The following is a 26,023-nucleotide window of genomic DNA, read 5'->3' as shown; positions in this document are numbered from 1 at the left end:
TTTTCCATTAATATATTATTCTGCATCTTCGTTTTTTATGTTAAATTTCTTCATGAATCTATCAACTCTTCCACCGGCATCAATATTCTTTTGCTTACCAGTGTAGAATGGATGGCAATTAGAACATACGTCTACTTTAAGTTCTTGTTTAGTAGATCCTGTAGTAAAAGTGTTTCCACATGCGCATTTAACAACTGTGTCGTGATGGTATTCTGGATGTATTGCTTCTTGCATATTTTTCACCTCTTTCAAAAAAAAATATATACCCGTATTGTCAACTCTTTAATTTTATCATATAATTAATAATTAAGTCAATAAGAATAAAAATATATTAAAGTAAAAAAACATGTGTAAGATTTGCCATAAAATTATAAGGCATACTTAAAGCTATGCTTTTAAAACATGGATTAACAAATTGGAGGGAAAAATATGTACGGACCAAAAAATCATGGCTGGGTGGAAGTTATTATAGGGCCTATGTACAGCGGGAAGTCTGAGGAGCTTATACGTAGGATAAGAAGAATTAAAATTGCAAGACAGAAAGTGCAGGTTTTTAAACCTGAAATTGACAATAGATACAGCAGGGGAGACGTGGTGTCTCACTCCGGAACTAAGGTAGATGCAGTTCCGGTTAAGGATAGCGCACAGATGTTGCAGCTCTTAGATGCGGATACACAAGTTATTGCTATAGATGAGGTACAGTTTTTTGATAAAGGTATAATTGATGTAATCACTACCTTAGCTGATAGCAATAAAAGGGTTATATGCGCGGGTTTAGATATGGATTTTAGAGGGATACCTTTCGGACCGATACCTACACTTCTGGCTGTGGCGGAATTTGTTGACAAAATTCAGGCGATTTGTGTAGTGTGTGGCAATCCGGCTACTAGAACTCAACGTTTAATTAATGGGAAACCGGCTAAATATGAAGATCCCATTGTCTTAATTGGAGCTACGGAATCCTATGAAGCGCGATGTAGAAAGTGTCACATTGTCCCAAAAGAAGGGGTGTAACTATGGCTAAAAACATAAATGTCGGAGGTCAGGCAGTAATTGAAGGGGTTATGATGAGAGGAAGCGCGGGAATTGCCACCGCGGTGAGAACTGAGCAAGGGGAAATTGTAGTGGAGAAAAAAGGATACACAGCTTACACTAAAAAAAATAAAATTTTAGGGCTTCCAATAATAAGAGGGTTTGTTTCTTTAATTGAGTCTTTAGTTATAGGTGTAAAAACTTTAAATTATTCAGCTTCTTTTTTTGAAGAAGAGGAAGAACCTTCAAAATTAGATAAATGGATAAAAAAAGTATTCAAGGAAAAAAGCAATGATGTAATTGTGGGGATATCTCTCGTCATTTCATTGATTATATCTATAGGGTTATTTTTTATTTTACCAACTCTTGTAGCTAGTTTTTTTAGTAAGGTGGGCGCAAGCACAATGGGTATGAATATTGTAGAAGGAATTATTAGAGTTTTAATATTTTTAATATACGTATATTTAATAGGAAAAATGGAAGATATCAAGAGGGTATATCAATACCATGGCGCAGAACATAAAACTATATTTTGTTATGAAAACAATGTTGAATTAACTCCAGAGAATGCAGCTAAGTTTGGAAGACTGCATCCAAGATGTGGTACGAATTTTTTGTTTTTAGTTATGATAGTTAGTATAATAATGTTTTCTTTAACTGGTTGGAATTCAATCTGGGAAAGAATAATGTATAGAATAGTACTTCTTCCTTTGATTTCGGGTGGAAGCTATGAAATTATTAAATGGATGGGGAAAAGCACAGGCACCCTAGCTAAAATCCTTTCTTATCCAGGACTGAAATTGCAGAACCTAACTACGAGGGAACCGGATTTGTCTCAGATAGAAGTGGCAATAAAGGCGCTTAAAGTAGCTGAGGGTATTGAATGTGTCTAATATAAAAAACAAATATATTCATCCCGTGGTAATCATAAATGAAGGTGGTAGGAAATGAATATAGGAGAAATACTTCTAGAATCGTATGAAATTTTAAAAAAAGTTCAGATTGAAAGTTATTTGTTGGATTCACAACTCTTACTTGCTAAGGTTTTAAATAAGGATAAATTGTTCATAATGCTTAATAGAGATTTTAATCTTAATCAAAAGCAGGAAAATGAATTTTCGCGGTTAATTCAGATTAGAAAAAGTAAAATGCCTATAAAATACATTCTTGGTGAATGCGAATTTATGGGAATGGATTTTATAGTAAGGCCAGGAGTTTTGATACCGAGGCCTGACACTGAAATTTTAGTTGAAGAAGTAATTAGGCATATAAATGAAAAAGCTTATACTGAAGTGTGTGATGTTTGTAGTGGAAGTGGAGCTATTGGCATAGCCATAGCTGAATTCATTAAAAGTACGAAGGTAACGCTGTATGATATAGCTGATGACGCTTTAACTGTGGCAAAATTGAATATAGAAAGATTTGACTTGGCTATTAGAGTTAACGTGGAGAATAGTGACTTATTGAAAGCTCCTATTGAACAAAACAAGAAATTTGAAGTGGTAGTTTCCAATCCACCTTATATAAGAGAAGATGTTATACCAACTTTAATGGATGATGTAAAGGAATATGAACCGTATATAGCCCTTAGTGGTGGAAGAGATGGTTTAGATTTTTACAGGAGGATTACAGAAGAGAGTTTACAGGTTTTGAAAAAGGGAGGGCTCTTAGCTTTTGAAATAGGATATGATCAAAGAGAAGAAGTTAGCAATATTCTTTTAAAATCAGGATTTAAGAAAATAGAATGTATTAAAGATTTGGCTGGGAATGATAGGGTCATTAAAGCCATTTTAGTGTAATAAATGTTAAATCATCTCCTGCGGAGATACACAGCTTCGACGAAGGTGTATTAGCTAGATGCAATTTGTATTTTGAATCTAATTGTGATAAAATAATATGATGTGAAAATATATATACGGAGTGATAAATATGTTGGGTAGGCTTGATTTTACAGAAAATAAATACGATGAGATTTCAATTAAAATTTGCGACCCGTTGGTTATAGCTAATCAAAAGGAATGGCAAAAGTTATGCAAAGAACATGCAGAATTGGAAATACTCGTTACAAAATATAGAATATATAAAAAAGCTAAGCAGGATTTAGAATCAAACAAAGAAATGCTTAGAGAAGAATCAGATAAAGAAATGAAAGATATGATTCAAGAAGAGATGAAGGACTTAACTCAAACTAAAGAAACTATGCAGGAAGAATTAAGAATTTTACTTTTGCCTAAGGATCCAAATGATGATAAAAATGTATTTGTTGAAATTAGGGCAGGAGCAGGTGGAGATGAAGCAGCATTGTTTGCAGCAAATCTATTCAGAATGTATACAAGATATGCAGAGCGTAATAGATGGAAAGTTGAAGTAATGAGTGCTAATGAAACTGATATTGGCGGATTCAAAGAAGTGGTATTTATGATAAAAGGTGAATCTACATATAGTAAATTTAAATACGAAAGTGGAGTACACAGGGTTCAAAGGGTTCCAGATACAGAGTCGAGCGGAAGAATTCATACGTCTACGGCTACTGTAGCAGTGCTGCCAGAGGTTGAAGATGTAGACATTGAAGTTAGTGCTAACGATTTAAGGATAGATGTGTTTAGAGCATCTGGTAATGGCGGACAGTGTGTTAATACAACAGATTCAGCAGTAAGAATGACACATATCCCTACAGGACTTGTAGTTTCTTGTCAGGATGAGAAGTCTCAGTTAAAGAATAAAGAAAAAGCACTAAAAATATTAAAATCTAGATTGTTTGATAAAGCTGAGGCTGAAAGATCGGCAGGAATAGCTGAAGATAGAAGGAGTCAAGTAGGTACGGGAGATAGAAGTGAGAGAATAAGAACTTACAACTATCCTCAAGGAAGGGTAACAGATCATAGAATAGGGTTAACATTGTATAGATTAGAATCTTTTCTTGATGGAGATATAGATGAAATGCTAAATACCTTGATAACTGCTGATCAAGCAGAAAAGATGAAATCCATGGGTAATAATGATTAGAATTTAGTGTAGGCACATGAAAATAGACTAGCATATTGATTTGTGTTTTATAAGGACTCTAATTATTATAAGTGAAAGGTGAAATTATGAATATAAATAAAGCCATTAGAAAGCAAAAGAGGACTTACAAATGTTTATGCTATCAATGTGCTTTATTTTTGTTTTATCGCCAAATATATTAATAGATCAAAGATTATAAATATATTTTTTTATAATATATTTAGTTTGCATCGAGCTGATGATTACGTTTGTAGTACTTCATAACAAATTAAAATTCAAAATTTAGAGGAAACTTATTTCTATTTTATAATTAATAAAGGTGGATTTAAGAAATATATTTTACTAGATAACTTATATAGACCTTGTGTTCAAGCAGTCTTTTCTGATGATGATATAGAAAAAATTAAAGATTGCGGCATAAACCCCCACTGACACAAATAAAATTAGTGTATAGGGAAATAAGCATAAAGCTAAACGCTTCTATACTTTATTCTCATATGGAATTGTAGCATATATGATTATAATTCTATAAAAGTGGGGGTATAAATTTGAATAGTAGTATTGTTTTGATAATCATATTTTCAGGAGTAATAGCTTTGATTGGTACTATGACAGGGGCGTTTTTAGGTGTTATTATAAACAAACCTTCACAAAAGTTCTTAGGAAATATTATAGGATTTTCATCAGGACTTATGCTTTCTATTGTAGTTTTTGAACTTATTCCAGAAGCTACAGAAAAAACAGGATTGCTAGGAACCTTATTATTTTTAATCCTAGGAATTATTGTTGTTGTAACAATAGACAAAATCAGCAATTTAAGTGGCAATGCAAATTCTCAATATACAAAGGTGGCTTTTATGGTTGCCATTGGAATAATGATTCATAATTTTCCAGAAGGTCTAATAATGGGATTTGGGTTTGTTAACGGAGAGAACTTAGGACTTAAAATGAGCGTTATAATTGCAATACATGATGTGCCGGAAGGCTTGGCTGTGGCAGCACCTCTAATGCTTTCGGGGACAAAAAGCAGAAAAATATTATTTTACGCATTTTTAACAGCCTTGCCTACTGCAATTGGCGCTTGGATAGGAATTTATATTGGCAGCATATCTGTAAATATATTAGGTGGTGCTCTAGCATTTGCGTCAGGTGTTATGTTATATGTGATTTACGGAGAGATGATTCCACAGTCTAAAAAGCTTTGGTCAGGAATCACAAACACATTGGGAATACTTTTGGGGATAATAGTTGGGTTAATAGTGACTAATGTGCTTTAACGACATTTCAGAAGGAAAGCTTCCCACTTCTATAAGTGAGGGTATAAATCTCCTTCTCAAGTCGTCAATGCATCTTCTTCGAAGATGTGCAGCACCGCAGATGATGATTTAATTAAGAGGTGTAAGGATGAAAACGAAGATAACAATAATAGATGAAAATAATATTGAACAAAATATAATTAATGAGGCTGGGCTCGTTATAGCTGAAGGCGGATTAGTTGTTTTTCCTACGGAAACAGTTTATGGTCTTGGTGCGAATGCCTTAGATAAGATTGCTGTAGAAAAAATTTTTAAGGCTAAGGGAAGACCACAGGATAACCCCCTTATTGTGCATGTGGCAGATTTTAATATAGAGTATTTAGTTAAAGAAATACCCTATATAGCCAAAGAAATTATGAATAGATACTGGCCTGGACCAATAACGCTTATTTTTAATAAGTCTGATTTGATACCTATAACTACAAGTGCGGGACTCAATACTGTAGGTATACGTATGCCAGCGAACCTCATTGCAAGAAAACTTATTGAGGCAGCTGGAACACCTATTGCAGCCCCATCAGCTAATATATCTGGTAGACCCAGTCCAACTGATGTAGAAAGTTGTATTGAAGATTTAAATGGAAAGATAGAGTATATTCTAGGGGGAGATAAAAGTAAAGTAGGCCTTGAGTCAACAATAGTTGATTGTACTTGTACCCCTATATGTATACTAAGGCCGGGGGCTATAACCATTGAGATGTTAAGAGAGATAGATGAGAAAATATATATTGATAAAAATATAATGTCTAAACCAAAGGACGATTTTAAACCTAAAGCACCTGGTATGAAGTATAGGCATTATGCACCAAAATCTCCAGTTAAAATTATATGTGGAGATTTAGAAAAAACTGTTGCAAAAATCAATGAAATAGTGCAGAATAATATGGGCAATAAAAAAATAGGGATTATAGCGACAGATGAAACTAAAGCTAAATATTGTTGCGGCACTGTTATTTCCTTAGGTAGCAGAAAGCACTTAGATAGCGTGGGCAAAAATCTTTTTGAAGTTTTAAGAAGTTTTGATGATACCGATGTAGATTTAATATTATCAGAAGCGTTTGAGGAAAAGGGTATAGGTGTTGCTATAATGAATAGGCTTAAGAAATCTGCAGGCTTTGATATGATTGAAGTATAGTAGATAACAATTTATAGTTGATATCTATTCCAGATGAATATGAGGAGGATAACTATGGGTATATCGTATATTTGTAATGAAAAAATGCGAAGAAACTATATGCTAGAAGCTATTTATAGTAAAATATATACTATAAATATTATAGACCCATATGTTAAAGATGTCTTAGTATATTCGAAAGAATTTAGTGGATTAAAGAATAATGTATTCTTATTATTGGATAAGATAAAGAAGATAATAGTATTTAAATAGTTTATTTAAATACCGATATCTTCTTTTTTTGTAACATAATATCTTTAGATAATAAAATATTTCTTGGAGGTGTTTCATAATGAAAATAGCATTAGGTAGTGACCATGGTGGTTTAAGTTTGAAAAAAGAGATTATTAAACATCTGGAGAGTAAAAACATCCAGATAGCGGACTTTGGTACTTATACTGAGGAGTCTTGTGATTATCCAGATTATGCTCTAAAAGTTGCACAGGAAATAGCAGTTAAAAATTTTGAACTTGGTATACTAATATGCGGTACAGGGATTGGAATAAGTATTGCTGCCAATAAAGTACCTGGGATAAGAGCTGCACTATGCAGCGACACTTTTAGCGCCCATGCAACGCGCGAGCATAATAATGCTAACATACTAGCGCTTGGCGAGCGAGTTATTGGCACCGGGTTAGCCCTAGATATTGTAGATACTTTTATCGCTGCAAAATTTCAAGGGGACAGACATCAAAAAAGAATTGATAAAATAAATAAAATTGAGGAAAAATACTCTAAATAAACATTAAAAAAGCAGGAGGAATTACATATGAGTAAAGTAACGCAAATCACACATCCACTTATACAACACAAATTGGCATACATAAGAGACAAAAACACAGGTTCAAAGTATTTTAGAGAGTTAGTTTCAGAGGTCGCAATGCTTATGGCTTATGAAGTTACACGTGATATACAATTAGAAGAAGTAGAAATTGAAACTCCTATTTGTATTACTAAATGCAAAGTTTTGGCTGGAAAGAAAATGGCTATAGTACCTATATTAAGAGCAGGTTTAGGAATGGTTGATGGTATGCTAAATCTTATACCGGCAGCTAAGGTTGGACATATAGGAATGTATAGGAATGAGGAAACGTTGCAACCAGTTGAGTACTTCTGTAAATTGCCTCAGGACATTAGTGAAAGAGATGTAATTGTTACGGATCCTATGATTGCTACAGGAGGTTCTGCGATAGATGCAATTTCAGCTCTTAAGAAAAGAGGAGCAAAAAATATAAGAATTATGTGTCTTATAGCTTCACCTGAGGGAATTAAGGCTATTACGGAGGCACACCCAGATGTAGATATATATGTAGCCTCAATTGATGAAAAATTAAATGAAAAAGGATATATTGTACCGGGTCTTGGTGATGCTGGAGATAGATTATTCGGAACTAAATAGTTAAATATTATAATTTATATATGAAAACTTAAAAAGCAACTTACAGAAAATTATCTGTAAGTTGCTTTTTTTTACTTAATTGAATTTTATTGAAAATATCTATTAAGTAATCCCTTAAATGCGCAGCCGTGACGTGCTTCATCTTTGCACATTTCATGTACTGTATCATGAATTGCATCATAGTTAAGTTTTTTAGCTAAAGTAGCTAAATCTTTTTTACCTTGACAAGCTCCGTGTTCAGCATCAACTCTCATTTCAAGGTTTTTCTTAGTGTCTGCGGTTACAACTTCTCCAAGCATTTCAGCGAATTTTGAAGCATGTTCAGCTTCTTCAAAAGCTATTCTCTTATAAGCTTCTGCAACTTCTGGGAAGCCTTCTCTATCAGCTTGACGGCTCATTGCTAAATACATACCAACTTCAGTACATTCTCCAACAAAGTTAGCTCTTAATCCTTCTATAATTTCTGCATCTACGCCTTTAGCAACTCCAATGACATGTTCATCTGCCCATGACATATCATTTTCAGTTTTCTCTATAAATTTATCGCTTTTTGCACCACAAACTGGACAAACGCTAGGTGCGGAGTCTCCCTCGTGAATATATCCACATACTGTACAAACAAATTTCTTCATATTAATTTCCCCCTCGTATTCTTTTGAGTAAGATAACAATTATAAATTGTATCCCCTCGTATATTAGTTATATAATTTACTAAATAAATAAAAAATATGTGTTTATCTTTGCTACAATTACTACTATACACTAACGGATAATAATTATCAAGTAAAATTTAATATCTTTTAGTAGAAAAAGTTCGAGCATATTCGACAAGTTGCTAATTTAATATATTTTCTATGCCAGCTAAATCTTTTATTTGAATTAAATTCTTGTTGAAATCTATTAAGCCATCAGCTCTCATATTCACGAGCTCTCTTGAAAGAGATGGTCTCTGTACACCTAGATGATCAGCAAGGCTTTTTCTAGAAATAGGAAGTAGGAGTGCTAAGTTTTTTTGAATTTCATATTGAGAAAGTAAGTAATTAGATATTTTTTGCCTTAGGGTTTCAAAAGAGAGTTCTTTAATCTTTTTATTTAATAAAAGAATTTTACTTGATAATAATTGCATGAAGTTGTTTAGTACTTTAGGGTAGGAGCTACACATAGCTATAATATCTTTTTTTGAAATATAAAGTATAATTGAACCTTTATAAGATACTATAGTAGCTGGGTATATATTTGTCTCTGAAAAAGCGATTGCTTCTCCAAAAATTTTTCCTTTATCTAATTTTGCAAGGGTAACAACTTTTCCACTAGCATAATGTTTTTGTACTTCTAGTTTACCTTCAATTACAATGCCTAGAGATTCACAGATTTCACCCTCAAGAGCAATAATGCAGGTTTGGCATTCAGTACAATTTTTGCAGTTATTGGAAATTGAATAATTTATACTTGTAATTAAATTTTGCAATTCGTCACAAGTTAAACCTTTAAATAAAATACACTGTTTTAAATGATTTACCAGTTTATCCATCAAATCACCCTCAAATTTTTATTTTGGTAACGTAAGTTACATATTAGTATAAGTAATTTTAATATAATTAACATATACAGTCAATTAAAAAATTAATTAGGTACATGAAGATAAATAAAATAGTATACGAATTGTTATTTATTTGAATGGGCATCAATGTGAATATATAAAAAATGGAGGAGTTAAAATATGAAAAGGAATATTATTAGTATAGATGAAAATAAATGTAATGGTTGCGGATTATGCATAAATGCTTGTCATGAAGGAGCCATAGAGCTCGTTAGCGGTAAGGCTAAATTAATAAGCGATGAATATTGTGATGGTCTGGGAGATTGTCTGCCAGGGTGCCCAACAGATGCTATTAAAATAATACAAAGAGATGCTGTAGAGTATGACGTACAGGCCGTTGAAATAAAAAAGAAACAAAATGATGCTAAACCAAATTTACCCTGTGGATGTCCTGGTACAATGGAAAAATCCATAAAAAGAAATGTGAATTTGAATGTTAAACTAGCTGCAACTAAAATAAGCAGTTACGATGCTTCGCCACTAGAGTCAGAATTAAACCAATGGCCAGTACAGTTAAAGCTAGTTAATTCAAAGGCAGGATTTTTAAAGGGTGCAGATATATTAATTGCTGCAGATTGCACGGCGTATGCTTATGGGGGTTTTCATAAGGAATTTATTAAAGAAAGAGTAACGTTAATAGGATGCCCAAAGCTCGATGATAATGATTATTACAGACAAAAAATTTCAGAGATATTAGAAAATAATAATATTAAAAGCATTACGGTAGTTAGAATGGAGGTACCTTGTTGCGCGGGTATTGTTAATTCTGTAAAGGAAGCTATGCTTCGAGCTGGAATAATAGTTCCATACAAAGAGGTAACTATTGGTATAAACGGAGTAATAATTTAGTATTGATATAGAGGGCTGCGAACCCACCCCCTTTCTATACTTGAGCACGTCAAGGAGGCATATAATATATGTTTCTCTTGACGTGCTTTATAGTAAGTTAGCATATATAGTTCATTAAACACTTTAAATCATCGTTGTTTTAGTGTAAAATAACAGTGATTGATTATTAGATTATAAATTTAGTTTTTAATTTTTAATCTACATAATTAAAATATGTTTATATGAGGTATAATTATGGAAAGAATTGATAAGCATAATTATTATTTGGATATATGCGAAACAATATCTGAACGAGGTACTTGTTTACGTAGAAATTTTGCAGCTATAATAGTGAAAAATGATGAAATTATGTCTACTGGATATTCAGGAGCGCCTAGAGGAAGAGCGAATTGTTGTGATTTAGGGGTCTGTAGAAGAGAAGAATTAAAAGTCCCAAGAGGGACAAGGTATGAACTTTGTAGATCAGTACATGCTGAGCAAAATGCAATTATATCAGCCCGGAGAAATGATATGTTAGGGTCGACTTTGTATTTAGTTGGGAAAGAGGTTAATAGCGGTGAATTAGTTATAAATGCGTCTCCATGTTCTTTGTGCAAGAGGTTTATAATTAATTCGGGTATAGAGAAGGTAATAATTAGAGATAACAAAACGCAATATAAAATTGTATATGTAGAGGAATGGATAGAAAATGATGATTCAATTCAAGGTGATGGTGGATATTAATTATGAAATTCTGTAAATTGGTTTCATAAACTTTAACGACATTTCAGCTCCGCAGGAGATGATTTAATCTATATTTATCAAATAGAAACAATATTTTTGTGAAAGAAAGGTTTTTTATGAGTAATAGGTATATTTTAGCAATAATTACAGCTTTAATTTCTTTTATAATTACCCCTTTAGTTAAGAAATTAGCAATAAAGGTGAATGCCATAGATATTCCTAAAGATGAAAGGCGAGTTCATAATAAGCCTATTCCAGTTATGGGAGGGCTCGCTATATACATAGCCTTTGTTATAGGAATAATTTTATATAATGGCATCCTAACAACTTCCCAAATAGGTATAATTATTGGAGCAACTATTATTGTTATTGGGGGCATTATAGATGATATTAAAGATTTAAGTCCTAAATATAAGGTTTTAATACAGGTTATAGCGGCCATATGCCTTTTAGTATCAGGTATAAGGATATCAACTGTAACTAACCCTTTTAGAGAATTTTACCCTTATCTAAGTATAGGATGGGTTTACATCCCGGTAACAATAATATGGATTGTAGGTGTGACTAATGCTTTTAATCTAATAGATGGATTAGACGGTTTAGCAGCAGGTATAGCATTTATATCTTCTGTTACCTTAATGATAGTTTCTTTGCTTAATGGAAGACTCGAAGCAGCATTTTTGACTGCTGTCTTAAGTGGTGCTGTTTTAGGATTTATACCATACAATTTCAATCCAGCTTCTATATTTATGGGGGATACGGGATCTCAATTACTAGGGTTTCTTCTGGCAGCTATTTCAATTGAAGGGGCTATTAAATCTGCAACATCTTTTGTTATTGCAGTACCAATTTTAGCTTTTGGATTACCTATTTATGATACTCTTTTCGCTATGATTAGAAGGAAAGTTAATGGGAAATCTATGATGCAAGCAGATAAAGGCCATTTGCACCATAGGCTTTTGGATATGGGCCTCAGCCAAAAACAAGCAGTTATTATCATGTATTTTATAAGCGCTGTTTTAGGTGGGATTGCCATTATAGCTATGCAAATTAGTAATCAAAGGGCATATTTTTTGTTAGCATCAGTAATGGTTATAATAGTTTTAGTGGCTTGGAAATATGGAATTTTTCAGCAAAAAGAGTAATTTAGTTAACATGTGGTTATAAATTAAAATTAGGAGGTATCTGGTGGAAAATATTAAGGTTATAGTAATATTTGGTACAAGACCTGAGGCTATAAAAATGGCACCTCTTATTAAGGAATTAGAAAAAAATTCTCAAATACAATGCACGGTATGTGTCACAGCGCAGCACAGAGAAATATTAGATCAAGTCTTGGAAATTTTTGATATTGTACCTCAGTATGATTTAAACATAATGAAAGCGAAACAAAGCTTAACGGGGATAACATGTTCTGTTCTTCAAGGTTTAGAGGAGATTTTTGAAAAAGAACAACCGGATATAGTACTTGTACATGGAGATACAACAACAACATTTGCAGCGTCTCTGGCAGCTTTTTATAGAAAAATACCTGTTGGTCATGTAGAAGCAGGGCTAAGAAGTCATAATAAATTTTTTCCTTACCCAGAAGAAATTAATAGGAAGTTAACTGGCGCTTTAGCAGATTTGCATTTTGCACCTACAACGACCTCTAAAGAAAACCTATTAAGAGAGGGAATAGAGGGAAGTACTATTTTTGTTACGGGAAATACAGTTATTGATGCTATGAAGTTTACAATTAAAGAGAAGTATATTTTTGAAAATTGTGAGCTAAATGAAATTGATTATGAAAACAAAAAAGTCATAATGGTTACGGCTCACAGAAGAGAAAATTGGGGAATTGGAATTGAAAATATATGTAATGCTTTGAGAATTGTTGTTGAAGAAAATCGAAATGTCGAAGTATTATATCTAGTTCATCCTAATCCAGTAGTGAAAGATACGGTTTACAGCATTTTAAAAGGCGTAAGTAGGATACATTTACTCCAGCCTATAGATACAAAAGAAATTCATAATTTAATAAAAAAATGTTATCTAGTAATGACCGATTCAGGAGGAATTCAGGAAGAAGCTCCTCATTTAGGTAAACCAGTTTTAGTTCTTAGGCAAGTTACGGAGAGAGTAGAAGCGCAGCATGCTGGCACTGTAAGGCTAGTTGGGACAGATATAGATAAAATTGTATTGCATGCTAATAATCTTCTTAGAAATGCAGATGAGTATAATCACATGAGTAATTCAATTAATCCTTATGGAGATGGAAATGCTTCTGCTAAAATAGTAGATGAACTAGTGAATTACTTTGATAAAGATAAAACATAAAGGTATATGGGAAATGCAATTAAGGTACTAATAAATAATTTTTAAACTAAGTCTAAGGAGGCAGAAATTAAATTCTTAGACTTATTTTTTTGCGGTTTTTACAAGTGAATAAGCTTAAAATAACAGTTTACGAAGTGAAAAAAATCAAATGCATGTATAACAACGAAGTAGACTTAAATATATCGTTTATTATAATATACGGTATTTAAAAGCTTATACCTACTAAAATATCTAAATACAATGTATATTTTTACCGTTAGATGATAATTATAAGGTGAAATACGTAAAATAGCATAAAATTTTTGAATTAAAAGAATATATATATTGCAATTGTTTTAAAAATTAAAAAAAATTAATAGAATATATATCTATTAATAGATTTTTTGTAAATGTTTAACTGAACAGAATCTATATTTTAAAGTTATTAAAAGTTAATAAAGCCACTAATATTGAGAAGAATAGTGAGAATATTACGAACATTTAGTACATTGAGCACATTGAAAGAAATAGATTAATTGAATAAAACAAGTATGTATTATTCTTTAAGCCTTAAAATATCTTAAAACAGAGATATACAGAAGAAACATAAGATTATTAATATAAAATCGACTTATAGCGCTATATAGCTTTGAAAATTAAGAAATACTAGGCTTTGTTTATGAAAATTAGTAGACTATAATATAAAAATATTAGCGAATGATGAGAGGAAGAAAAAAGTGAATGTTAAATCAGCACAGATGTATAAAAAAATTAATTTTTTTAACTTTTTTATAGCACTTATTGGGACTGTGGTAATTTATTTTATTAATAAGGAATACGCAGTATTTTTTTTATTAGGTTTAATATTGGCAAGTATTAATTTGTTATTTAATTTAATATCTGTTAATTTTATATTATGCAAAGTAAAAAACAAATGTGGAGTTGTTACTTTATTTGGCTTTGTATTTAGGGTGATTATAGTATGCGTAACAGGCTTGATGGTTTTTAATTATTCTAATTTTGCTATAATTGCGTTTATATTGGGGTATAGTTCACAATTGATTTCTCTAGTACTTTACGGAATTAATATTAAAGAGTGTGAAGGGAAGTGAGTAAGTGGCAACGATCGCACAACTACCTAGTGTGAATTTGTTTGGATATAATTTTCAAATTACAGCTAGTTTAATAACACAGTGGGTAATAGTTTTGGTATTGATATTACTAATAGCATTTATTAATAGAAATCTAAAAAAAATACCAGACAAAAAACAGAGTGTAGTTGAAATTTTTGTAGAATTTGTTCAAAAAACAATAGAAGAGACCATGGGTAAAAATTTTAAGGCTTTTGTTCCATTTATTGGTACATTAGGAATTTATCTTTTATCAATGAATTTAGTAGGTATACTTGGAATAAAACCACCTACTACAGACTATAGTGTAACTTTGGGAATGAGTTTAATTACATTTATAGTGATACAGGGTTATACAATTAAGAAATCCGGTGTTATACAGTATTTTACTGGCTATGCAAAACCATTACCTTTATTACTTCCAGTAAATATAATGGAGAGAATTATGTTGCCGGTATCTTTAAGTCTAAGATTATTTGGAAATATGTTTGCGGCAACTATAATTATGGAATTAGTTTATAGTGCATTGAATAGCGTTACTTGGGTGGCGCAACTCGGAATACCGATACCGTTACACATGTATTTTGATTTATTTGATGGTACTATCCAAATGATTATTTTTGTAATGTTAACAATGATTAATATTGTAATAACTTCAGAAGAGTAAAATAAAAATGAATAGGAGGAATATTTTATGGTTTCAACAGGATTTGTCGCAGGAATGTCAGCAATAGGAGCTGGAATAGCAGCACTTGGGGTTATAGGTGGTGGTATAGGAACAGGAAATGCTACAGCGAAGGCTGTGGAGGGTATTGCAAAACAACCAGAAGCTAGTGATAAAATAACAAGAGTGTTAGTTATAGGTGGTGCACTATCGGAGGCAACAGCTATCTATGGTTTCTTAATAGCGTTATTATTAATTTTATTCGGTGTAAAAGGTTAAAAAGAAATAGGTAAAGGGAAGGTAGGTGAAAGTTTCGGTTTCGTAATGGTAAAAGAAATTTATAAACCGAGATTTTATATATATGGAGATAGGGATGGACTTAGGTAATATTATAGCTGCAATGATAAATTTCCTTATACTACTTTTTATTGCTAAACGTTATTTATTTACACCAGTAAATAGGATTTTAGACACAAGAAAACAAGAATTAAACTCTTCTTTTGAACAAGCGAGGAATGATAAAGAAGAAGCTAAGAGATTGAAAATAGAAAATGGTGAAAAATTAAACTTAGCAAAAAAAGAGGGTAAGGAAATAGTTGAAAAATACAAACAAAAAGCAGAAAAGATATCTGGAGAATTAATTAAAGATGCAAAAAAAGAAGCTTTGCTTATTATTGAAAGATCAAGAGTCGAAATAGATAGAGAGCGAGAAAAGGCGCAAAGTGAAATTAAAAAGCAAGTCATAGATTTATCTTTAGTATTATCTGAAAAAGCTCTTGGACAGCATATAGGTGAAGAAGAACACAGAAGACTGATTGAGGATTTTATTTTTAAGGTAGGTAGCTAAAATGTATGAATACTTAGATAAAAGATATGCACTTGCACTATATACAGTTGCCGAGGAAAAAGGGAAAGTTGAAGAATACTTAAATGACTTGCGAGAAATAGTTTCACTTATGAAGAATGACTCTGAGTTCCTAAAAGTTATTAAATACCCACAAATAAGTACTTCTGCAAAAAAGAAGATGTTTATTAGGATTTTTAAGGGCAAAATTGATGAAGATCTTTTATCTTTTTTACTTATTCTTATAGAAAAAGACAGAATATTGTTTACAGCAGAAAAACTTAAGCAGATGGAAAAAATCCACTTAGAGCGTAATAACACTTTAATGGTGGTGGTTAAAACAGTAATACCTCTCAAGGAAACCGAAAGAGAAAACTTGCGCATGAAATTATACAAAATGTATGATAAAAAAATCATATTTGATGAAAGATTAGATAAAAGCGTTATAGGCGGAGTGTATATAAGGGTTGGCGATGACGTTATTGATGGCACGATAAAAAGTAAATTAGAGGAAATGAAAAAATTAATGTTTAAATAGGAATGGAGGTGAGTTTATGAATATAAAACCAGAAGAAATAACATCCATAATAAAGAAAGAAATTGAAAGATATGAAAAGACGATTGACACTGTTGACTCAGGAACAATAATTCAAATAGGTGATGGAATTGCCAGAGTATATGGGTTAGATGAATGCATGGAAAATGAACTTTTAGAGTTTCCTAATGGAATATTTGGTATGGCACTAAATTTAGAACAGGATAATGTAGGATGTGTACTTTTAGGACCAGAAGAGGGCATCAAAGAAGGGGACATAGTAAAAAGAACTGGTAGAGTAGTAGAAGTTCCTGTAGGTGAGGCTTTAATAGGAAGAGTTGTAGATGCTCTAGGTGTACCAATAGACGGTAAAGGCCCAGTTAAGACTACGGAGACAAGAGCAGTAGAAGTCGAAGCGCCTGAAGTTATTGAAAGACAATCAGTTAAAGAACCACTTCAAACTGGAATAAAAGCAATAGACTCTATGGTACCAATTGGAAGAGGTCAAAGAGAACTTATAATTGGAGATAGGCAAACAGGTAAAACAGCTTTAACTATAGATACTATTTTAAATCAAAAGGGCAAAGATGTTATATGTATATATGTAGCTATTGGTCAAAAGCAATCTACTGTTGCACATATTGTTAATACCCTATCTGAAATGGGAGCACTAGATTATACAATAGTTGTAGCGGCTACAGCTTCTCATTCGGCACCATTGCAGTATTTGGCACCCTATGCTGGATGTAGTATGGGAGAATACTTTATGCATAATGGTAAGAATGTGTTAATAGTATATGATGATTTATCTAAACATGCGGTGGCATATAGAGCTATGTCTCTATTACTTCGTAGACCGCCAGGTAGGGAAGCTTATCCAGGAGATATATTTTATATTCATTCAAGACTACTCGAAAGAGCAGCAAAGCTTTCAGAAAAATTAGGTGGGGGTTCATTAACTGCCCTTCCTATAATAGAGACTCTTGCAGGCGATGTTACGTCATATATACCAACTAACGTTATTTCCATAACGGATGGGCAAATATTTCTTGAAGCTGAATTGTTTCATTCAGGGCAAAGACCGGCAGTTAATGCTGGAATATCTGTATCAAGAGTTGGTGGAAATGCTCAAATAAAAGCCATGAAGCAAGTTACTGGAACTTTAAGGTTAGAACTTGCTCAGTATAGGGAGCTTGCAGCTTTTGCTCAATTTGGTACGGATCTTGATAAAGATGCAAAAATGAGACTAGAAAAAGGGAAAAGATTAATTGAAATATTAAAGCAAGATCAATATATGCCAGTGTCAGTAGAGAAACAAGTTATGATCTTCTTTGCTGGGACAAATAACCATCTTATGGATATTCCGGTACATCAAGTAACGAGATTCGAGAGTGAGTTTTTGGAGTATATGGACACACATCATAGAGAAGTAGGTAAAGCAATAATGGATAATAAGGTACTAGATGATAAAATAAAACAACAACTTATTGAAGCTATAGATGAATTTAAAAAAATGTTCTTAGTTGAAAAATATTAACGACATTTTAGAGGCGAGTCGTTAGTGTAGCACCTAAAGGTGATGATATTAATAGCGCCTTTAGGTGATAATTAATTTGTCTTGATAATATATTATCAAGACTAAAGAGAGGTGAAACATGGCAGGTATGGGGCTTATTGCAATTAAGCGAAGAATAAAATCCATAACAAATACTACAAAAATTACCAGAGCCATGGGATTAGTTGCCACATCTAAATATAAAAAAATAAGAAATAAGGTGGATGTTAACAATAATTATCTATATAGGCTTGAGGAAATTGTTAAACAGGTTAAAGATAATTATGAAGATGATAGTATCTATACACGAGGAAATAATAACAGCAAAAAATTGTATGTTGTATTGACATCAGATACAGGTCTTTGTGGTGGATTTAATTGGTCAGTAGTTAATGGACTAACTAATAGCATAAAAAGCAATAAAGAAGATTACAATGTAATAATTGTAGGTCAAAAAGGTAGAGCTTTACTTAAAAAAATTAATATTGAAACTGTGGCTGAATACGTTGAAATTTTAGATGTGCCTACTCAAAAGGAAGCTTCTACTATTAGTAATCGTGCACTTGGTATGTATAGTAGCGGAGATGTTGGTGAAGTTTACATTGTTTATAAAAAGCTAATTTCGGCATTGAAAAATGAAGTTATAATTGAAAAGTTACTTCCTCTAGGTTCTGATAATGAAGAGAATGGCAGTAAAGAGTATGTAGATATTGAGGCAATAGATGAAAACGCAATATATGAGATTACCTCATTATTTTTAAGTGGTAAAATGCTGAATTCTATGCTGCATTCAAAAGCAAGTGAGCACAGAGCTAGAATGGAGTCTATGGGATCGGCTACTAACAACGCCAATGATATACTTGATAAACTTAATTTAAGTTATAATAGGATTAGACAAAGTGCAATTACACAAGAGATTTCAGAAATAGTTGGAGGAGCGGAAGCTCAAAGGTAAAAGGGAGTGAAAACAATGCCAGGACATATAGGAAAAGTAGTTCAAATAATAGGGCCTGTTATAGATATAAAGTTTGACTCAGATAGTCTTCCCAATATTTACAACAGTATTGAAATTCAGATGAATGATAGAGTGGTTGTAGCCGAGGTTGAACAGCATATTGGTGATGATATTATAAGAGCAATAGCTATGGAAGGCACAGAGGGATTAAGCCGTGGTCTTGAGGCAGTTGATACAGGTAGTCCAATATCAGTTCCAGTTGGGAATGTAGTACTAGGAAGGCTGTTTAATGTTCTTGGAAAGCCTATGGATGAAATGGGAGAAGTTAAAGTAGATAAATATATGCCTATTCACAGGTTAGCCCCAACATTTGCAGAACAGTCTGTTGAGCCAGAAATGTTTGAAACAGGTATTAAGGTAATAGACTTAATAGCGCCATATCAAAAAGGTGGTAAAATTGGTCTTTTTGGTGGGGCAGGAGTTGGTAAAACGGTTCTTATTCAAGAACTTATGAATAATATTGCAAAAGAACATAATGGACTTTCAGTATTTACCGGAGTTGGTGAGAGGACTAGGGAAGGTAATGATCTTTATAATGAAATGAAAGAGTCAGGAGTTATATCTAAAACGGCTTTAGTTTTTGGACAGATGAATGAACCACCTGGAGCTAGAATGAGAGTTGCGTTAACAGGGCTTACCATGTCAGAATATTTTAGAGATCATGGTCAAGATGTACTTTTATTCATAGATAATATATTTAGATTTACACAAGCAGGTTCAGAGGTGTCTGCGCTACTTGGCAGAATACCAAGTGCGGTCGGGTACCAACCAACACTTGCTACGGAAATGGGACAATTACAAGAGAGAATTACATCTACAAAACAAGGATCTATTACATCTGTTCAGGCTGTATATGTACCGGCAGACGATTTAACTGATCCTGCACCAGCTACTACATTCAGTCATCTTGATGCTACTACAGTGCTTTCTAGAGGGATAGTTGAATTGGGCATTTATCCAGCGGTAGACCCACTAGAATCTACTTCAACAATGCTTGATCCTAGAATAGTTGGTAGGGAACACTATGATGTTACAATAAAAGTTAGACGTATCCTTGAAAGATATAAAGAACTTCAAGATATTATTGCAATATTAGGGATAGATGAATTATCTGAAGAGGATAAGATGGTAGTATTAAGAGCGCGAAAGGTTCAAAGGTTTTTATCTCAACCATTTACTGTAGCGGAGCAATTTACAGGAATGAAAGGTAAATTTGTACCAGTAAAAGAAACGGTAAGAGGATTTAAAGAAATCATTGAAGGAAAGCATGATGACTTACCTGAAGCGGCATTTATGTTTGTTGGATCTATAGAAGAGGCCGTAGAAAAAGCGAAAACTATGGCTGGTTAATAAAGTATTTTAAGAATATGTGCATAGAAATGGAAGTGTATTTATATGGAAAATCATATAAAGCTTACTATACTTACTCCGGAAAAGGAGTTTTATAGTGGTGAAATACTGAGTTTGAACACGGAGAGTGATGATGGCAGATTTGGTATTTTTGCCAATCATGTTCCTATGATATCTCCATTAAAACCTACGGTGACAACATTTACAGATGTAAGTGGTAAAAAGTTAAAAGCTTTTACATCAACGGGAGTTTTAAGAGTGATTCAAGGTGAGGTAGAAATGTTATGTAGTGCCTGTGAATGGCCAGAGAATATAGATGTTGAAAGAGCAAGGCAGGCTAAAGAAAGAGCAGAAGAAAGATTGAGACATAAGCATGGAATTGGTTTTATGAGAACAGAGAATGCTATTTTAAGAGCGCTTGAAAGAATCAAGACAAAAGGATAGAGATTATAAAATGAGGATATTAATATATCTTCATTTTTTTTGATAAAAAATGGCATTTCATTTTTTTTAGCACATTTCCACTAAAATTTTATATATTAATAATATAAAGAATGGATATATACTAAATATCAATTTTTAAAATAACCCTACCTATATAATGAATCAAATAGCCCTCTTCACACTTGTGCTGGGGGATGATTTTATTAATAACATGAATATTAAAAAACCATTATTTATAGAATAAAAAAATAAATTATGGTCAAGAATTTAATTGAAGGGTAGGGGGATTAAAATGAAAAGAAAAAGTATCGCACTTTTGTGTATAGTATTAAGTCTAATTATTTTACAAATTAATGTTAAAATCTCAAATGCACAGGAGGTAGTTAATTTATTCGATGAAATATTACTCCAAACTAAAAGCAAAACTGTGGAGTATGGATTGAAAACATGCTTTAAAACTGGAGAAAAACCAAAACAATTTTGTGACTATTTAGTTAAGTCTTTAGAACTTAATAACAGAAAAATAAAATTAAACATTTCCGAAAATGAGAATTCTTATTGTATAGAGTTTTCTGGTGAAAATGTTGAAGGATATATAGAAGCATTAAAATACAAAAATGAGAATGATATAACGATAAACATAAGTAAGATAGGTAACGAAAATGGACTAGTATCTCTTAAAAATAAAGTTAGCACTAGTATTGGCTATAGAGGCAAAAACATCAAATACTTTCAATACCTAAAGGCGAAAATGGGAGAGAGTAGTTCAAGTGTTAAAAATGAAGACATTTATGGTGTTAATAATAGGATAATAAAAGTTTTGAAATCCCATGGGACTTACAATATTGAGACTGTGAGTATAAATAATGGACTAAGTACTATAGCATATACTAAAAAATACGATGAGCTGGTAATCAATAAAAAGTCAATCGATTTTAATTATGCTGTATGTAATTATTCATCTGGAAGATACATTATCATTGGTACACCTGAAATAATTACAACTTATTAAAAATAACAATATAATGGAGGAAGTAAATGAATAAATTAGTTATAAAAGGTGGGAAAAAATTAGAAGGTGAAGTGGATATAAGTGCATCTAAAAATTCGGTTCTTCCTATACTTGCAGCAACAATATTAAACGGTAATAGTTGTACCATTGAAAATGCTCCTATGCTTGAAGATGTATTTGTAATTTGTGATGTATTAAAATCTCTTAAAGCAGATATTAATATAGATAAAATTACTAAAATGGTGAAAATTAATACTACTAATTTATTTAATAATGGAGCTAATGATGAATTAGTTAGAAAAATGAGAGCATCTTTTTTAATAATGGGTCCTATGCTTGGAAGATTTGGAAACTTCAAAATTTCTCTGCCGGGTGGATGCAATATTGGAACTAGGCCTATCGATCTTCATTTAAAAGGATTAGCAGCTTTAGGTGCAGAAGTATCAGTAGGTCACGGGTATGTGGAAGCAAAAGCAAAAAAACTAATAGGCAGCAATATATATTTAGATTATCCGTCAGTTGGGGCAACGGAAAATATAATGATGGCAGCAACGCTAGCCGAGGGAGAAACAATAATAGGAAATGCAGCAGAAGAACCAGAAATTGTAGACCTAGCAAAGTTCTTAAGGGCTATGGGAGCAAAAATATATGGAGAAGGAACAGACACTATAAGAATTTTAGGCGTTAAAGATTTTAAAGAAGTTGTTTATAAGCCGATATATGACAGGATAGAGGCGGGTACATTTATGATAACTGCTGCAATAACGAAAAGCTTGTTTAAAATTAATGGTATTGATGAAATTCATTCAAAACCAATAATAGCAAAACTTACAGAGATGGGAGTAGGAATAGAAATTAATAAAAATAGCATAATAGTTGATGGTAGGAAAAAGTTAAGCCCAATAGATATAAAAACTATGCCATACCCTGGGTTCCCTACAGATATGCAAGCTCAGATGATGAGTTTACTGTGTACAGTAAAAGGAACGAGTATAATTACAGAAACTATTTTTGAGAATAGATTTATGCATGCCACAGAATTAAAGAGAATGGGAGCAAATATAAAAATAGATGGTAGAAGTGCCGTAATAGAAGGTATAGATAGGTTTACAGGTTCAGAAGTTACAGCTACAGATTTGAGAGCGGGAGCGGCATTAATACTTGCAGGACTTACAGCAGAGGGCACAACTACAATAAATGATATATATCATATTGATAGAGGCTATGTTTCTATTGAGGAGAAATTAAAGGGACTAGGAGCAGACATAGAAAGAGTGAGTTCTCATAAATAACAGGGAAATTCAATAAGCGATAAAAATATATGGCGGTTCACTTATAATTTAAACTTGGATAGTTGGAATATATAAGTGTTATATTCCAATTATTTTATAATAAGCACCTAAAAATAATAAACTAGCACAATGACTAGTATATTATTTTTGGGTGCCTTTTGGTTACAACTGGTCTAAATCTTTTTATCCGTTATCTCTTTTAATAAATGCATAATAGTATGCACTATTATTTTACAGGGATTTAGTCAATGGAAAAAAGTAATATTTTTTATAGTTATTTAATATGTATAAGGTAAAGGTTGTTTTATAACGAGAGGAGAAAAAAATGAGAAGAGTTTTTATTACAGTACATTTAAAAAATATCCTTCTATTAATAACTGCATTTATTGCATTTATAGTTATTACTTCTGTTTTAATAGTGGGGGTAGGAAATAATAAAAGTATAAATAAGGGTAAAAACTCTGCAATTAAGGTAGAAGACAATGAAAATATTATAAAATATGGTTCACTAGCCAAAATCACTAAAGTTAAAGTTTTTATGTCAAAAGAAAATAATATAAAAGAACTTAGTTTAGAAGAATATGTTACGGGAGTTGTTGCAGCGGAAATGCCAGCTGATTTTGGAATAGAAGCTTTAAAATCTCAAGCAGTGGCGGCTAGGACTTATGCTTTAGCTCATGTCACAGAAATGGGTGGAACCCCATGTAAAAATGGTAATGGAGCTGATTTATGCGATACAGTCCACTGTCAAGTTTATAGGACTAAAGAAGAGCGTATAAAAGAATGGGGAACTTCTGGTGAAAAAAATTGGAATAAGATTAAAATGGCGGTTAAAGGAACATTAGGACAAGTTTTAACATATAACAACAACTTAGTAATGGAACCTTATTATTTTGCAACTAGCAGTGGGAAAACGGAAAATTCCGAAGAGGTATTTAGCGATAGCATACCTTATTTAAGGAGTGTAGAAAGTCCAGGCGAAGAAAGAGCAGGAAGCTTTAAGAGTAGTAAAATTTTAAAGTATAAAGATCTAAGTCGAATTATAAATAAAAACTATAATAATGCTAAGGTAACATCAACTAATGTTAAGAAACAAATAACAGTAATTGATAGGACTGAGGCAGGGAGTGTTAAGAGTATTAAGGTAGGGAATATAACCATGACAGGCAGTAAGTTTAGAACAATGCTCGGTTTAAAATCATCGAATTTTGAAATGAAGTTTAATTTAAGCAATATAGAAATAGATTGCAGCGGATATGGTCATGGTGTAGGGATGAGTCAATGGGGTGCGGATGCGATGGCGAAAGATGGGAAAACCTATATTGAAATATTAACTCATTATTATCAAGGGACTGTTATATCCAAATGAAAAAAAATACACATAAGCTGGTTATCCTATATAAAAAATGGATAATCAGCTTTGCTTTTTATAAAAATAAACTTGAAGATGATTTAAGTAAAACTAAGGGTGAATAATTTAAAATTTAAAATATGTTTTAAACTATAAAATATAAATATTATTAAAATGTAGATTAACTTAAATAAATTTTAGGAAATATGTATGTTTTAATAAAATATGGACAAAAATACAAATGGAGGTGTTTGTATGAATAAGAATGAAAACAATAAGACATTAAATTTTTTTAAGAAGGAAGGATTCTATGTAATTTTATTTGTTTGTTTATGTATAGTAGCTTCAGTGGCGTCTATAACAGCAAATAATAATAAGAAGCTTTCAAGCAAGCAAGAAGCATTACAAAAACAACAAGCAAATGCAGGAGATGTTATAAAAGCGCAACAAAAAGAATATGAGGGTGCTCTTCAAGTAAAAGAAGAAAAGAAAGCTAAGGCTGAAGCGCTTAAAGCGGTACCAGATATCAAAAAGGTTACAACAGGAAAAGCGGCATCAGCAGTATCTAAATCAGTTAATGCTAAATTTGAAAATCCCGTAGCAAATGGATTACTCGCAAGGGCATATTCAAAAGATATTGATTCAGTAGTGTGGAAGACTGATGGAAGCTATAGGACAAATTTAGGTATTGACATTCAAGCAAAAATAGGGGAGCCAGTTGTAGCGGTTATGGATGGAATAGTTAAAGAAGTTGGTACTGACGTTAATGGCCAAAAAGGTAAGATGGTTAAGATAGATCATCAAAATGGATTTATTACTAACAGTACTAATCTAGATGAAAAAATATTAGTAAAAAAAGGCGATAAAGTAACTAAAAAACAGCAAATTGGTACAGTGGGAAACACTAGTTTAAATTCATTTAAGGAAGAATATGGATCTCACTTACACTTTGAAGTTCTGCAGAGTAATAAGAATGTTGATCCTGCTAAATATGTAAAATATGAGAAATATCAACCTGCAGAAACTAAGAAATAACCAATAACCATCTCAATTAGCCATTTTTTAAAAATATATTAGAAGATGACTAATTGGAATGGAATTTAAAAGCAAGATAATGCATATTTATAAATATATAAGGGTTAAGGAGGCAACACTTGAAAGACTATATTGAAGATCGAGTACTAGAAGTTGCTAAGTACATTATCGAGTCAAAATCTACAATAAGAAGAACTGCCAAAGTGTTTGGCGTTAGCAAGAGTACTATACACAAGGATATGACGGAAAGATTACCCACAATAAATCCTCAAATTGCCAGCGATGCAAAAACAATTTTGGATATAAATAAAGCTGAGCGGCATATAAGAGGCGGAAGAGCAACTAAATTGAAATATAAAGAAGCACAAGGATAAAAACATTCGAAGCTAAAAACTATAA

General features: G+C 32.2%; 30 protein-coding genes. 27 read left to right on the top strand and 3 right to left on the bottom strand.

The annotated features are described in order from the left end of the window. Positions 1–15: 15 nt before the first annotated feature. Entirely contained in the window at positions 16–234 is a 219-nt protein-coding gene (gene rpmE / locus ACWJJ2_RS12325) for a 50S ribosomal protein L31 (protein ID WP_165413047.1), read from the bottom strand. A gap of 195 nt (positions 235–429) precedes the next feature. On the opposite strand from rpmE, the gene ACWJJ2_RS12320 reads away from it, so the two are divergent. The 9 genes from ACWJJ2_RS12320 to upp all read left to right on the top strand — a co-directional run bounded on the left by ACWJJ2_RS12320 (position 430) and on the right by upp (position 7,927). Continuing rightward, entirely contained in the window at positions 430–1,014 is a 585-nt protein-coding gene (locus ACWJJ2_RS12320; protein WP_165413048.1) for a thymidine kinase, read from the top strand. 2 nt (positions 1,015–1,016) lie between these two features. Beyond that, positions 1,017–1,925, top strand: a complete 909-nt coding sequence (locus ACWJJ2_RS12315) for a DUF1385 domain-containing protein (RefSeq protein ID WP_462953342.1) — start codon at positions 1,017–1,019, stop codon at positions 1,923–1,925. 54 nt (positions 1,926–1,979) lie between these two features. Continuing rightward, positions 1,980–2,831 carry a peptide chain release factor N(5)-glutamine methyltransferase gene (gene prmC / locus ACWJJ2_RS12310; protein WP_216303365.1) on the top strand — a complete coding sequence of 284 codons (852 nt, stop codon included), beginning with the start codon at positions 1,980–1,982 and terminating at the stop codon, positions 2,829–2,831. Positions 2,832–2,961: 130 nt separating this feature from the next. Further along, complete coding sequence (gene prfA, locus ACWJJ2_RS12305) at positions 2,962–4,038, top strand: peptide chain release factor 1 (RefSeq protein WP_216303364.1); 1,077 nt, start codon at positions 2,962–2,964, stop codon at positions 4,036–4,038. Between the two features lie 548 nt (positions 4,039–4,586). Further along, on the top strand, positions 4,587–5,315 hold the full coding sequence (locus ACWJJ2_RS12300; protein WP_216303363.1) for a ZIP family metal transporter: 729 nt from the start codon (positions 4,587–4,589) through the stop codon (positions 5,313–5,315). A 127-nt stretch (positions 5,316–5,442) separates the two neighbouring features. Beyond that, the gene (locus tag ACWJJ2_RS12295; protein WP_216303362.1) at positions 5,443–6,489 is read left to right on the top strand and encodes an L-threonylcarbamoyladenylate synthase; all 1,047 of its coding nucleotides are present in this window, start codon (positions 5,443–5,445) and stop codon (positions 6,487–6,489) included. A gap of 54 nt (positions 6,490–6,543) precedes the next feature. Beyond that, complete coding sequence (locus tag ACWJJ2_RS12290; protein WP_216303361.1) at positions 6,544–6,741, top strand: hypothetical protein; 198 nt, start codon at positions 6,544–6,546, stop codon at positions 6,739–6,741. A 79-nt stretch (positions 6,742–6,820) separates the two neighbouring features. Continuing rightward, the gene (gene rpiB / locus ACWJJ2_RS12285) at positions 6,821–7,270 is read left to right on the top strand and encodes a ribose 5-phosphate isomerase B (RefSeq protein WP_216303360.1); all 450 of its coding nucleotides are present in this window, start codon (positions 6,821–6,823) and stop codon (positions 7,268–7,270) included. 27 nt (positions 7,271–7,297) lie between these two features. Next, positions 7,298–7,927, top strand: coding sequence for a uracil phosphoribosyltransferase (gene upp, locus ACWJJ2_RS12280; protein WP_165413055.1), 630 nt, complete (start codon positions 7,298–7,300; stop codon positions 7,925–7,927). An 86-nt stretch (positions 7,928–8,013) separates the two neighbouring features. Here upp and ACWJJ2_RS12275 read toward each other — a convergent pair whose 3' ends face one another. Together ACWJJ2_RS12275 and ACWJJ2_RS12270 are read right to left on the bottom strand one after the other, a co-directional pair. Further along, positions 8,014–8,559: an NADH peroxidase gene (locus tag ACWJJ2_RS12275; protein WP_216303359.1), complete on the bottom strand. Its 546-nt coding sequence runs from the start codon at positions 8,557–8,559 to the stop codon at positions 8,014–8,016. 203 nt (positions 8,560–8,762) lie between these two features. After that, entirely contained in the window at positions 8,763–9,458 is a 696-nt protein-coding gene (locus ACWJJ2_RS12270) for a Crp/Fnr family transcriptional regulator (protein ID WP_462953341.1), read from the bottom strand. 189 nt (positions 9,459–9,647) lie between these two features. On the opposite strand from ACWJJ2_RS12270, the gene ACWJJ2_RS12265 reads away from it, so the two are divergent. From ACWJJ2_RS12265 to spoIIID, 18 genes are all read left to right on the top strand, one after another. Next, positions 9,648–10,376, top strand: coding sequence for an ATP-binding protein (locus tag ACWJJ2_RS12265; protein WP_216303357.1), 729 nt, complete (start codon positions 9,648–9,650; stop codon positions 10,374–10,376). A gap of 234 nt (positions 10,377–10,610) precedes the next feature. Next, positions 10,611–11,099, top strand: coding sequence for a deoxycytidylate deaminase (locus tag ACWJJ2_RS12260; RefSeq protein WP_216303356.1), 489 nt, complete (start codon positions 10,611–10,613; stop codon positions 11,097–11,099). Between the two features lie 116 nt (positions 11,100–11,215). After that, the gene (locus tag ACWJJ2_RS12255) at positions 11,216–12,244 is read left to right on the top strand and encodes a glycosyltransferase family 4 protein (RefSeq protein ID WP_216303355.1); all 1,029 of its coding nucleotides are present in this window, start codon (positions 11,216–11,218) and stop codon (positions 12,242–12,244) included. 43 nt (positions 12,245–12,287) lie between these two features. Beyond that, entirely contained in the window at positions 12,288–13,418 is a 1,131-nt protein-coding gene (wecB, locus tag ACWJJ2_RS12250) for a non-hydrolyzing UDP-N-acetylglucosamine 2-epimerase (RefSeq protein ID WP_220286867.1), read from the top strand. A gap of 716 nt (positions 13,419–14,134) precedes the next feature. Further along, positions 14,135–14,509 (top strand): ATP synthase subunit I, encoded by a 375-nt coding sequence (locus ACWJJ2_RS12245; protein ID WP_216303353.1) that lies wholly within the window; start codon positions 14,135–14,137, stop codon positions 14,507–14,509. 4 nt (positions 14,510–14,513) lie between these two features. Then, positions 14,514–15,194 (top strand): F0F1 ATP synthase subunit A, encoded by a 681-nt coding sequence (locus ACWJJ2_RS12240; protein WP_165413063.1) that lies wholly within the window; start codon positions 14,514–14,516, stop codon positions 15,192–15,194. 27 nt (positions 15,195–15,221) lie between these two features. Further along, a complete protein-coding gene (gene atpE / locus ACWJJ2_RS12235) occupies positions 15,222–15,470 on the top strand; it encodes an ATP synthase F0 subunit C (protein ID WP_165413064.1) in 249 nt (82 codons plus the stop codon). A gap of 94 nt (positions 15,471–15,564) precedes the next feature. Then, a complete protein-coding gene (locus ACWJJ2_RS12230; protein ID WP_187351425.1) occupies positions 15,565–16,038 on the top strand; it encodes a F0F1 ATP synthase subunit B in 474 nt (157 codons plus the stop codon). Position 16,039: 1 nt separating this feature from the next. Then, complete coding sequence (locus ACWJJ2_RS12225) at positions 16,040–16,573, top strand: F0F1 ATP synthase subunit delta (protein ID WP_216303352.1); 534 nt, start codon at positions 16,040–16,042, stop codon at positions 16,571–16,573. 16 nt (positions 16,574–16,589) lie between these two features. Continuing rightward, positions 16,590–18,107 carry a F0F1 ATP synthase subunit alpha gene (atpA, locus tag ACWJJ2_RS12220; protein ID WP_165413066.1) on the top strand — a complete coding sequence of 506 codons (1,518 nt, stop codon included), beginning with the start codon at positions 16,590–16,592 and terminating at the stop codon, positions 18,105–18,107. A gap of 118 nt (positions 18,108–18,225) precedes the next feature. Further along, entirely contained in the window at positions 18,226–19,080 is an 855-nt protein-coding gene (atpG, locus tag ACWJJ2_RS12215) for an ATP synthase F1 subunit gamma (protein WP_216303351.1), read from the top strand. 15 nt (positions 19,081–19,095) lie between these two features. Then, positions 19,096–20,490, top strand: a complete 1,395-nt coding sequence (gene atpD / locus ACWJJ2_RS12210; protein ID WP_216303395.1) for a F0F1 ATP synthase subunit beta — start codon at positions 19,096–19,098, stop codon at positions 20,488–20,490. Positions 20,491–20,535: 45 nt separating this feature from the next. Further along, positions 20,536–20,934: a F0F1 ATP synthase subunit epsilon gene (locus ACWJJ2_RS12205; protein WP_462953340.1), complete on the top strand. Its 399-nt coding sequence runs from the start codon at positions 20,536–20,538 to the stop codon at positions 20,932–20,934. Between the two features lie 292 nt (positions 20,935–21,226). Beyond that, positions 21,227–21,946 carry a YwmB family TATA-box binding protein gene (locus ACWJJ2_RS12200; protein WP_462953339.1) on the top strand — a complete coding sequence of 240 codons (720 nt, stop codon included), beginning with the start codon at positions 21,227–21,229 and terminating at the stop codon, positions 21,944–21,946. Positions 21,947–21,972: 26 nt separating this feature from the next. Then, a complete protein-coding gene (murA, locus tag ACWJJ2_RS12195; protein WP_216303348.1) occupies positions 21,973–23,238 on the top strand; it encodes a UDP-N-acetylglucosamine 1-carboxyvinyltransferase in 1,266 nt (421 codons plus the stop codon). A gap of 325 nt (positions 23,239–23,563) precedes the next feature. Then, positions 23,564–24,607 (top strand): stage II sporulation protein D, encoded by a 1,044-nt coding sequence (spoIID, locus tag ACWJJ2_RS12190; RefSeq protein ID WP_216303347.1) that lies wholly within the window; start codon positions 23,564–23,566, stop codon positions 24,605–24,607. Positions 24,608–24,844: 237 nt separating this feature from the next. Further along, complete coding sequence (locus tag ACWJJ2_RS12185; RefSeq protein WP_216303346.1) at positions 24,845–25,624, top strand: M23 family metallopeptidase; 780 nt, start codon at positions 24,845–24,847, stop codon at positions 25,622–25,624. A 119-nt stretch (positions 25,625–25,743) separates the two neighbouring features. Beyond that, a complete protein-coding gene (gene spoIIID, locus ACWJJ2_RS12180) occupies positions 25,744–25,998 on the top strand; it encodes a sporulation transcriptional regulator SpoIIID (RefSeq protein ID WP_165413074.1) in 255 nt (84 codons plus the stop codon). Positions 25,999–26,023 lie beyond the last annotated feature (25 nt).

The organism is Clostridium sp. CM039 (assembly GCF_055081075.1).
Note: the sequence above shows the minus strand (reverse complement) of the source record. Positions and strands in the feature narration are given on the sequence as shown.

Excerpts from the sequence above, each read along its gene's own strand:
- spoIID (WP_216303347.1), top strand. The coding sequence starts at position 23,564 with ATGAGAAGAGTTTTTATTACAGTACATTTAAAAAATATCCTTCTATTA.
- ACWJJ2_RS12185 (WP_216303346.1), top strand. The coding sequence starts at position 24,845 with ATGAATAAGAATGAAAACAATAAGACATTAAATTTTTTTAAGAAGGAA.
- ACWJJ2_RS12225 (WP_216303352.1), top strand. The coding sequence starts at position 16,040 with ATGTATGAATACTTAGATAAAAGATATGCACTTGCACTATATACAGTT.
- ACWJJ2_RS12315 (WP_462953342.1), top strand. The coding sequence starts at position 1,017 with ATGGCTAAAAACATAAATGTCGGAGGTCAGGCAGTAATTGAAGGGGTT.
- ACWJJ2_RS12275 (WP_216303359.1), bottom strand. The coding sequence starts at position 8,559 with ATGAAGAAATTTGTTTGTACAGTATGTGGATATATTCACGAGGGAGAC.
- upp (WP_165413055.1), top strand. The coding sequence starts at position 7,298 with ATGAGTAAAGTAACGCAAATCACACATCCACTTATACAACACAAATTG.
- ACWJJ2_RS12270 (WP_462953341.1), bottom strand. The coding sequence starts at position 9,458 with ATGGATAAACTGGTAAATCATTTAAAACAGTGTATTTTATTTAAAGGT.
- rpiB (WP_216303360.1), top strand. The coding sequence starts at position 6,821 with ATGAAAATAGCATTAGGTAGTGACCATGGTGGTTTAAGTTTGAAAAAA.
- ACWJJ2_RS12320 (WP_165413048.1), top strand. The coding sequence starts at position 430 with ATGTACGGACCAAAAAATCATGGCTGGGTGGAAGTTATTATAGGGCCT.
- ACWJJ2_RS12290 (WP_216303361.1), top strand. The coding sequence starts at position 6,544 with ATGGGTATATCGTATATTTGTAATGAAAAAATGCGAAGAAACTATATG.
- atpA (WP_165413066.1), top strand. The coding sequence starts at position 16,590 with ATGAATATAAAACCAGAAGAAATAACATCCATAATAAAGAAAGAAATT.
- rpmE (WP_165413047.1), bottom strand. The coding sequence starts at position 234 with ATGCAAGAAGCAATACATCCAGAATACCATCACGACACAGTTGTTAAA.
- ACWJJ2_RS12230 (WP_187351425.1), top strand. The coding sequence starts at position 15,565 with ATGGACTTAGGTAATATTATAGCTGCAATGATAAATTTCCTTATACTA.
- ACWJJ2_RS12265 (WP_216303357.1), top strand. The coding sequence starts at position 9,648 with ATGAAAAGGAATATTATTAGTATAGATGAAAATAAATGTAATGGTTGC.
- ACWJJ2_RS12255 (WP_216303355.1), top strand. The coding sequence starts at position 11,216 with ATGAGTAATAGGTATATTTTAGCAATAATTACAGCTTTAATTTCTTTT.
- prmC (WP_216303365.1), top strand. The coding sequence starts at position 1,980 with ATGAATATAGGAGAAATACTTCTAGAATCGTATGAAATTTTAAAAAAA.
- prfA (WP_216303364.1), top strand. The coding sequence starts at position 2,962 with ATGTTGGGTAGGCTTGATTTTACAGAAAATAAATACGATGAGATTTCA.
- murA (WP_216303348.1), top strand. The coding sequence starts at position 21,973 with ATGAATAAATTAGTTATAAAAGGTGGGAAAAAATTAGAAGGTGAAGTG.
- ACWJJ2_RS12205 (WP_462953340.1), top strand. The coding sequence starts at position 20,536 with ATGGAAAATCATATAAAGCTTACTATACTTACTCCGGAAAAGGAGTTT.
- atpG (WP_216303351.1), top strand. The coding sequence starts at position 18,226 with ATGGCAGGTATGGGGCTTATTGCAATTAAGCGAAGAATAAAATCCATA.
- ACWJJ2_RS12260 (WP_216303356.1), top strand. The coding sequence starts at position 10,611 with ATGGAAAGAATTGATAAGCATAATTATTATTTGGATATATGCGAAACA.
- ACWJJ2_RS12295 (WP_216303362.1), top strand. The coding sequence starts at position 5,443 with ATGAAAACGAAGATAACAATAATAGATGAAAATAATATTGAACAAAAT.
- atpD (WP_216303395.1), top strand. The coding sequence starts at position 19,096 with ATGCCAGGACATATAGGAAAAGTAGTTCAAATAATAGGGCCTGTTATA.
- atpE (WP_165413064.1), top strand. The coding sequence starts at position 15,222 with ATGGTTTCAACAGGATTTGTCGCAGGAATGTCAGCAATAGGAGCTGGA.
- ACWJJ2_RS12200 (WP_462953339.1), top strand. The coding sequence starts at position 21,227 with ATGAAAAGAAAAAGTATCGCACTTTTGTGTATAGTATTAAGTCTAATT.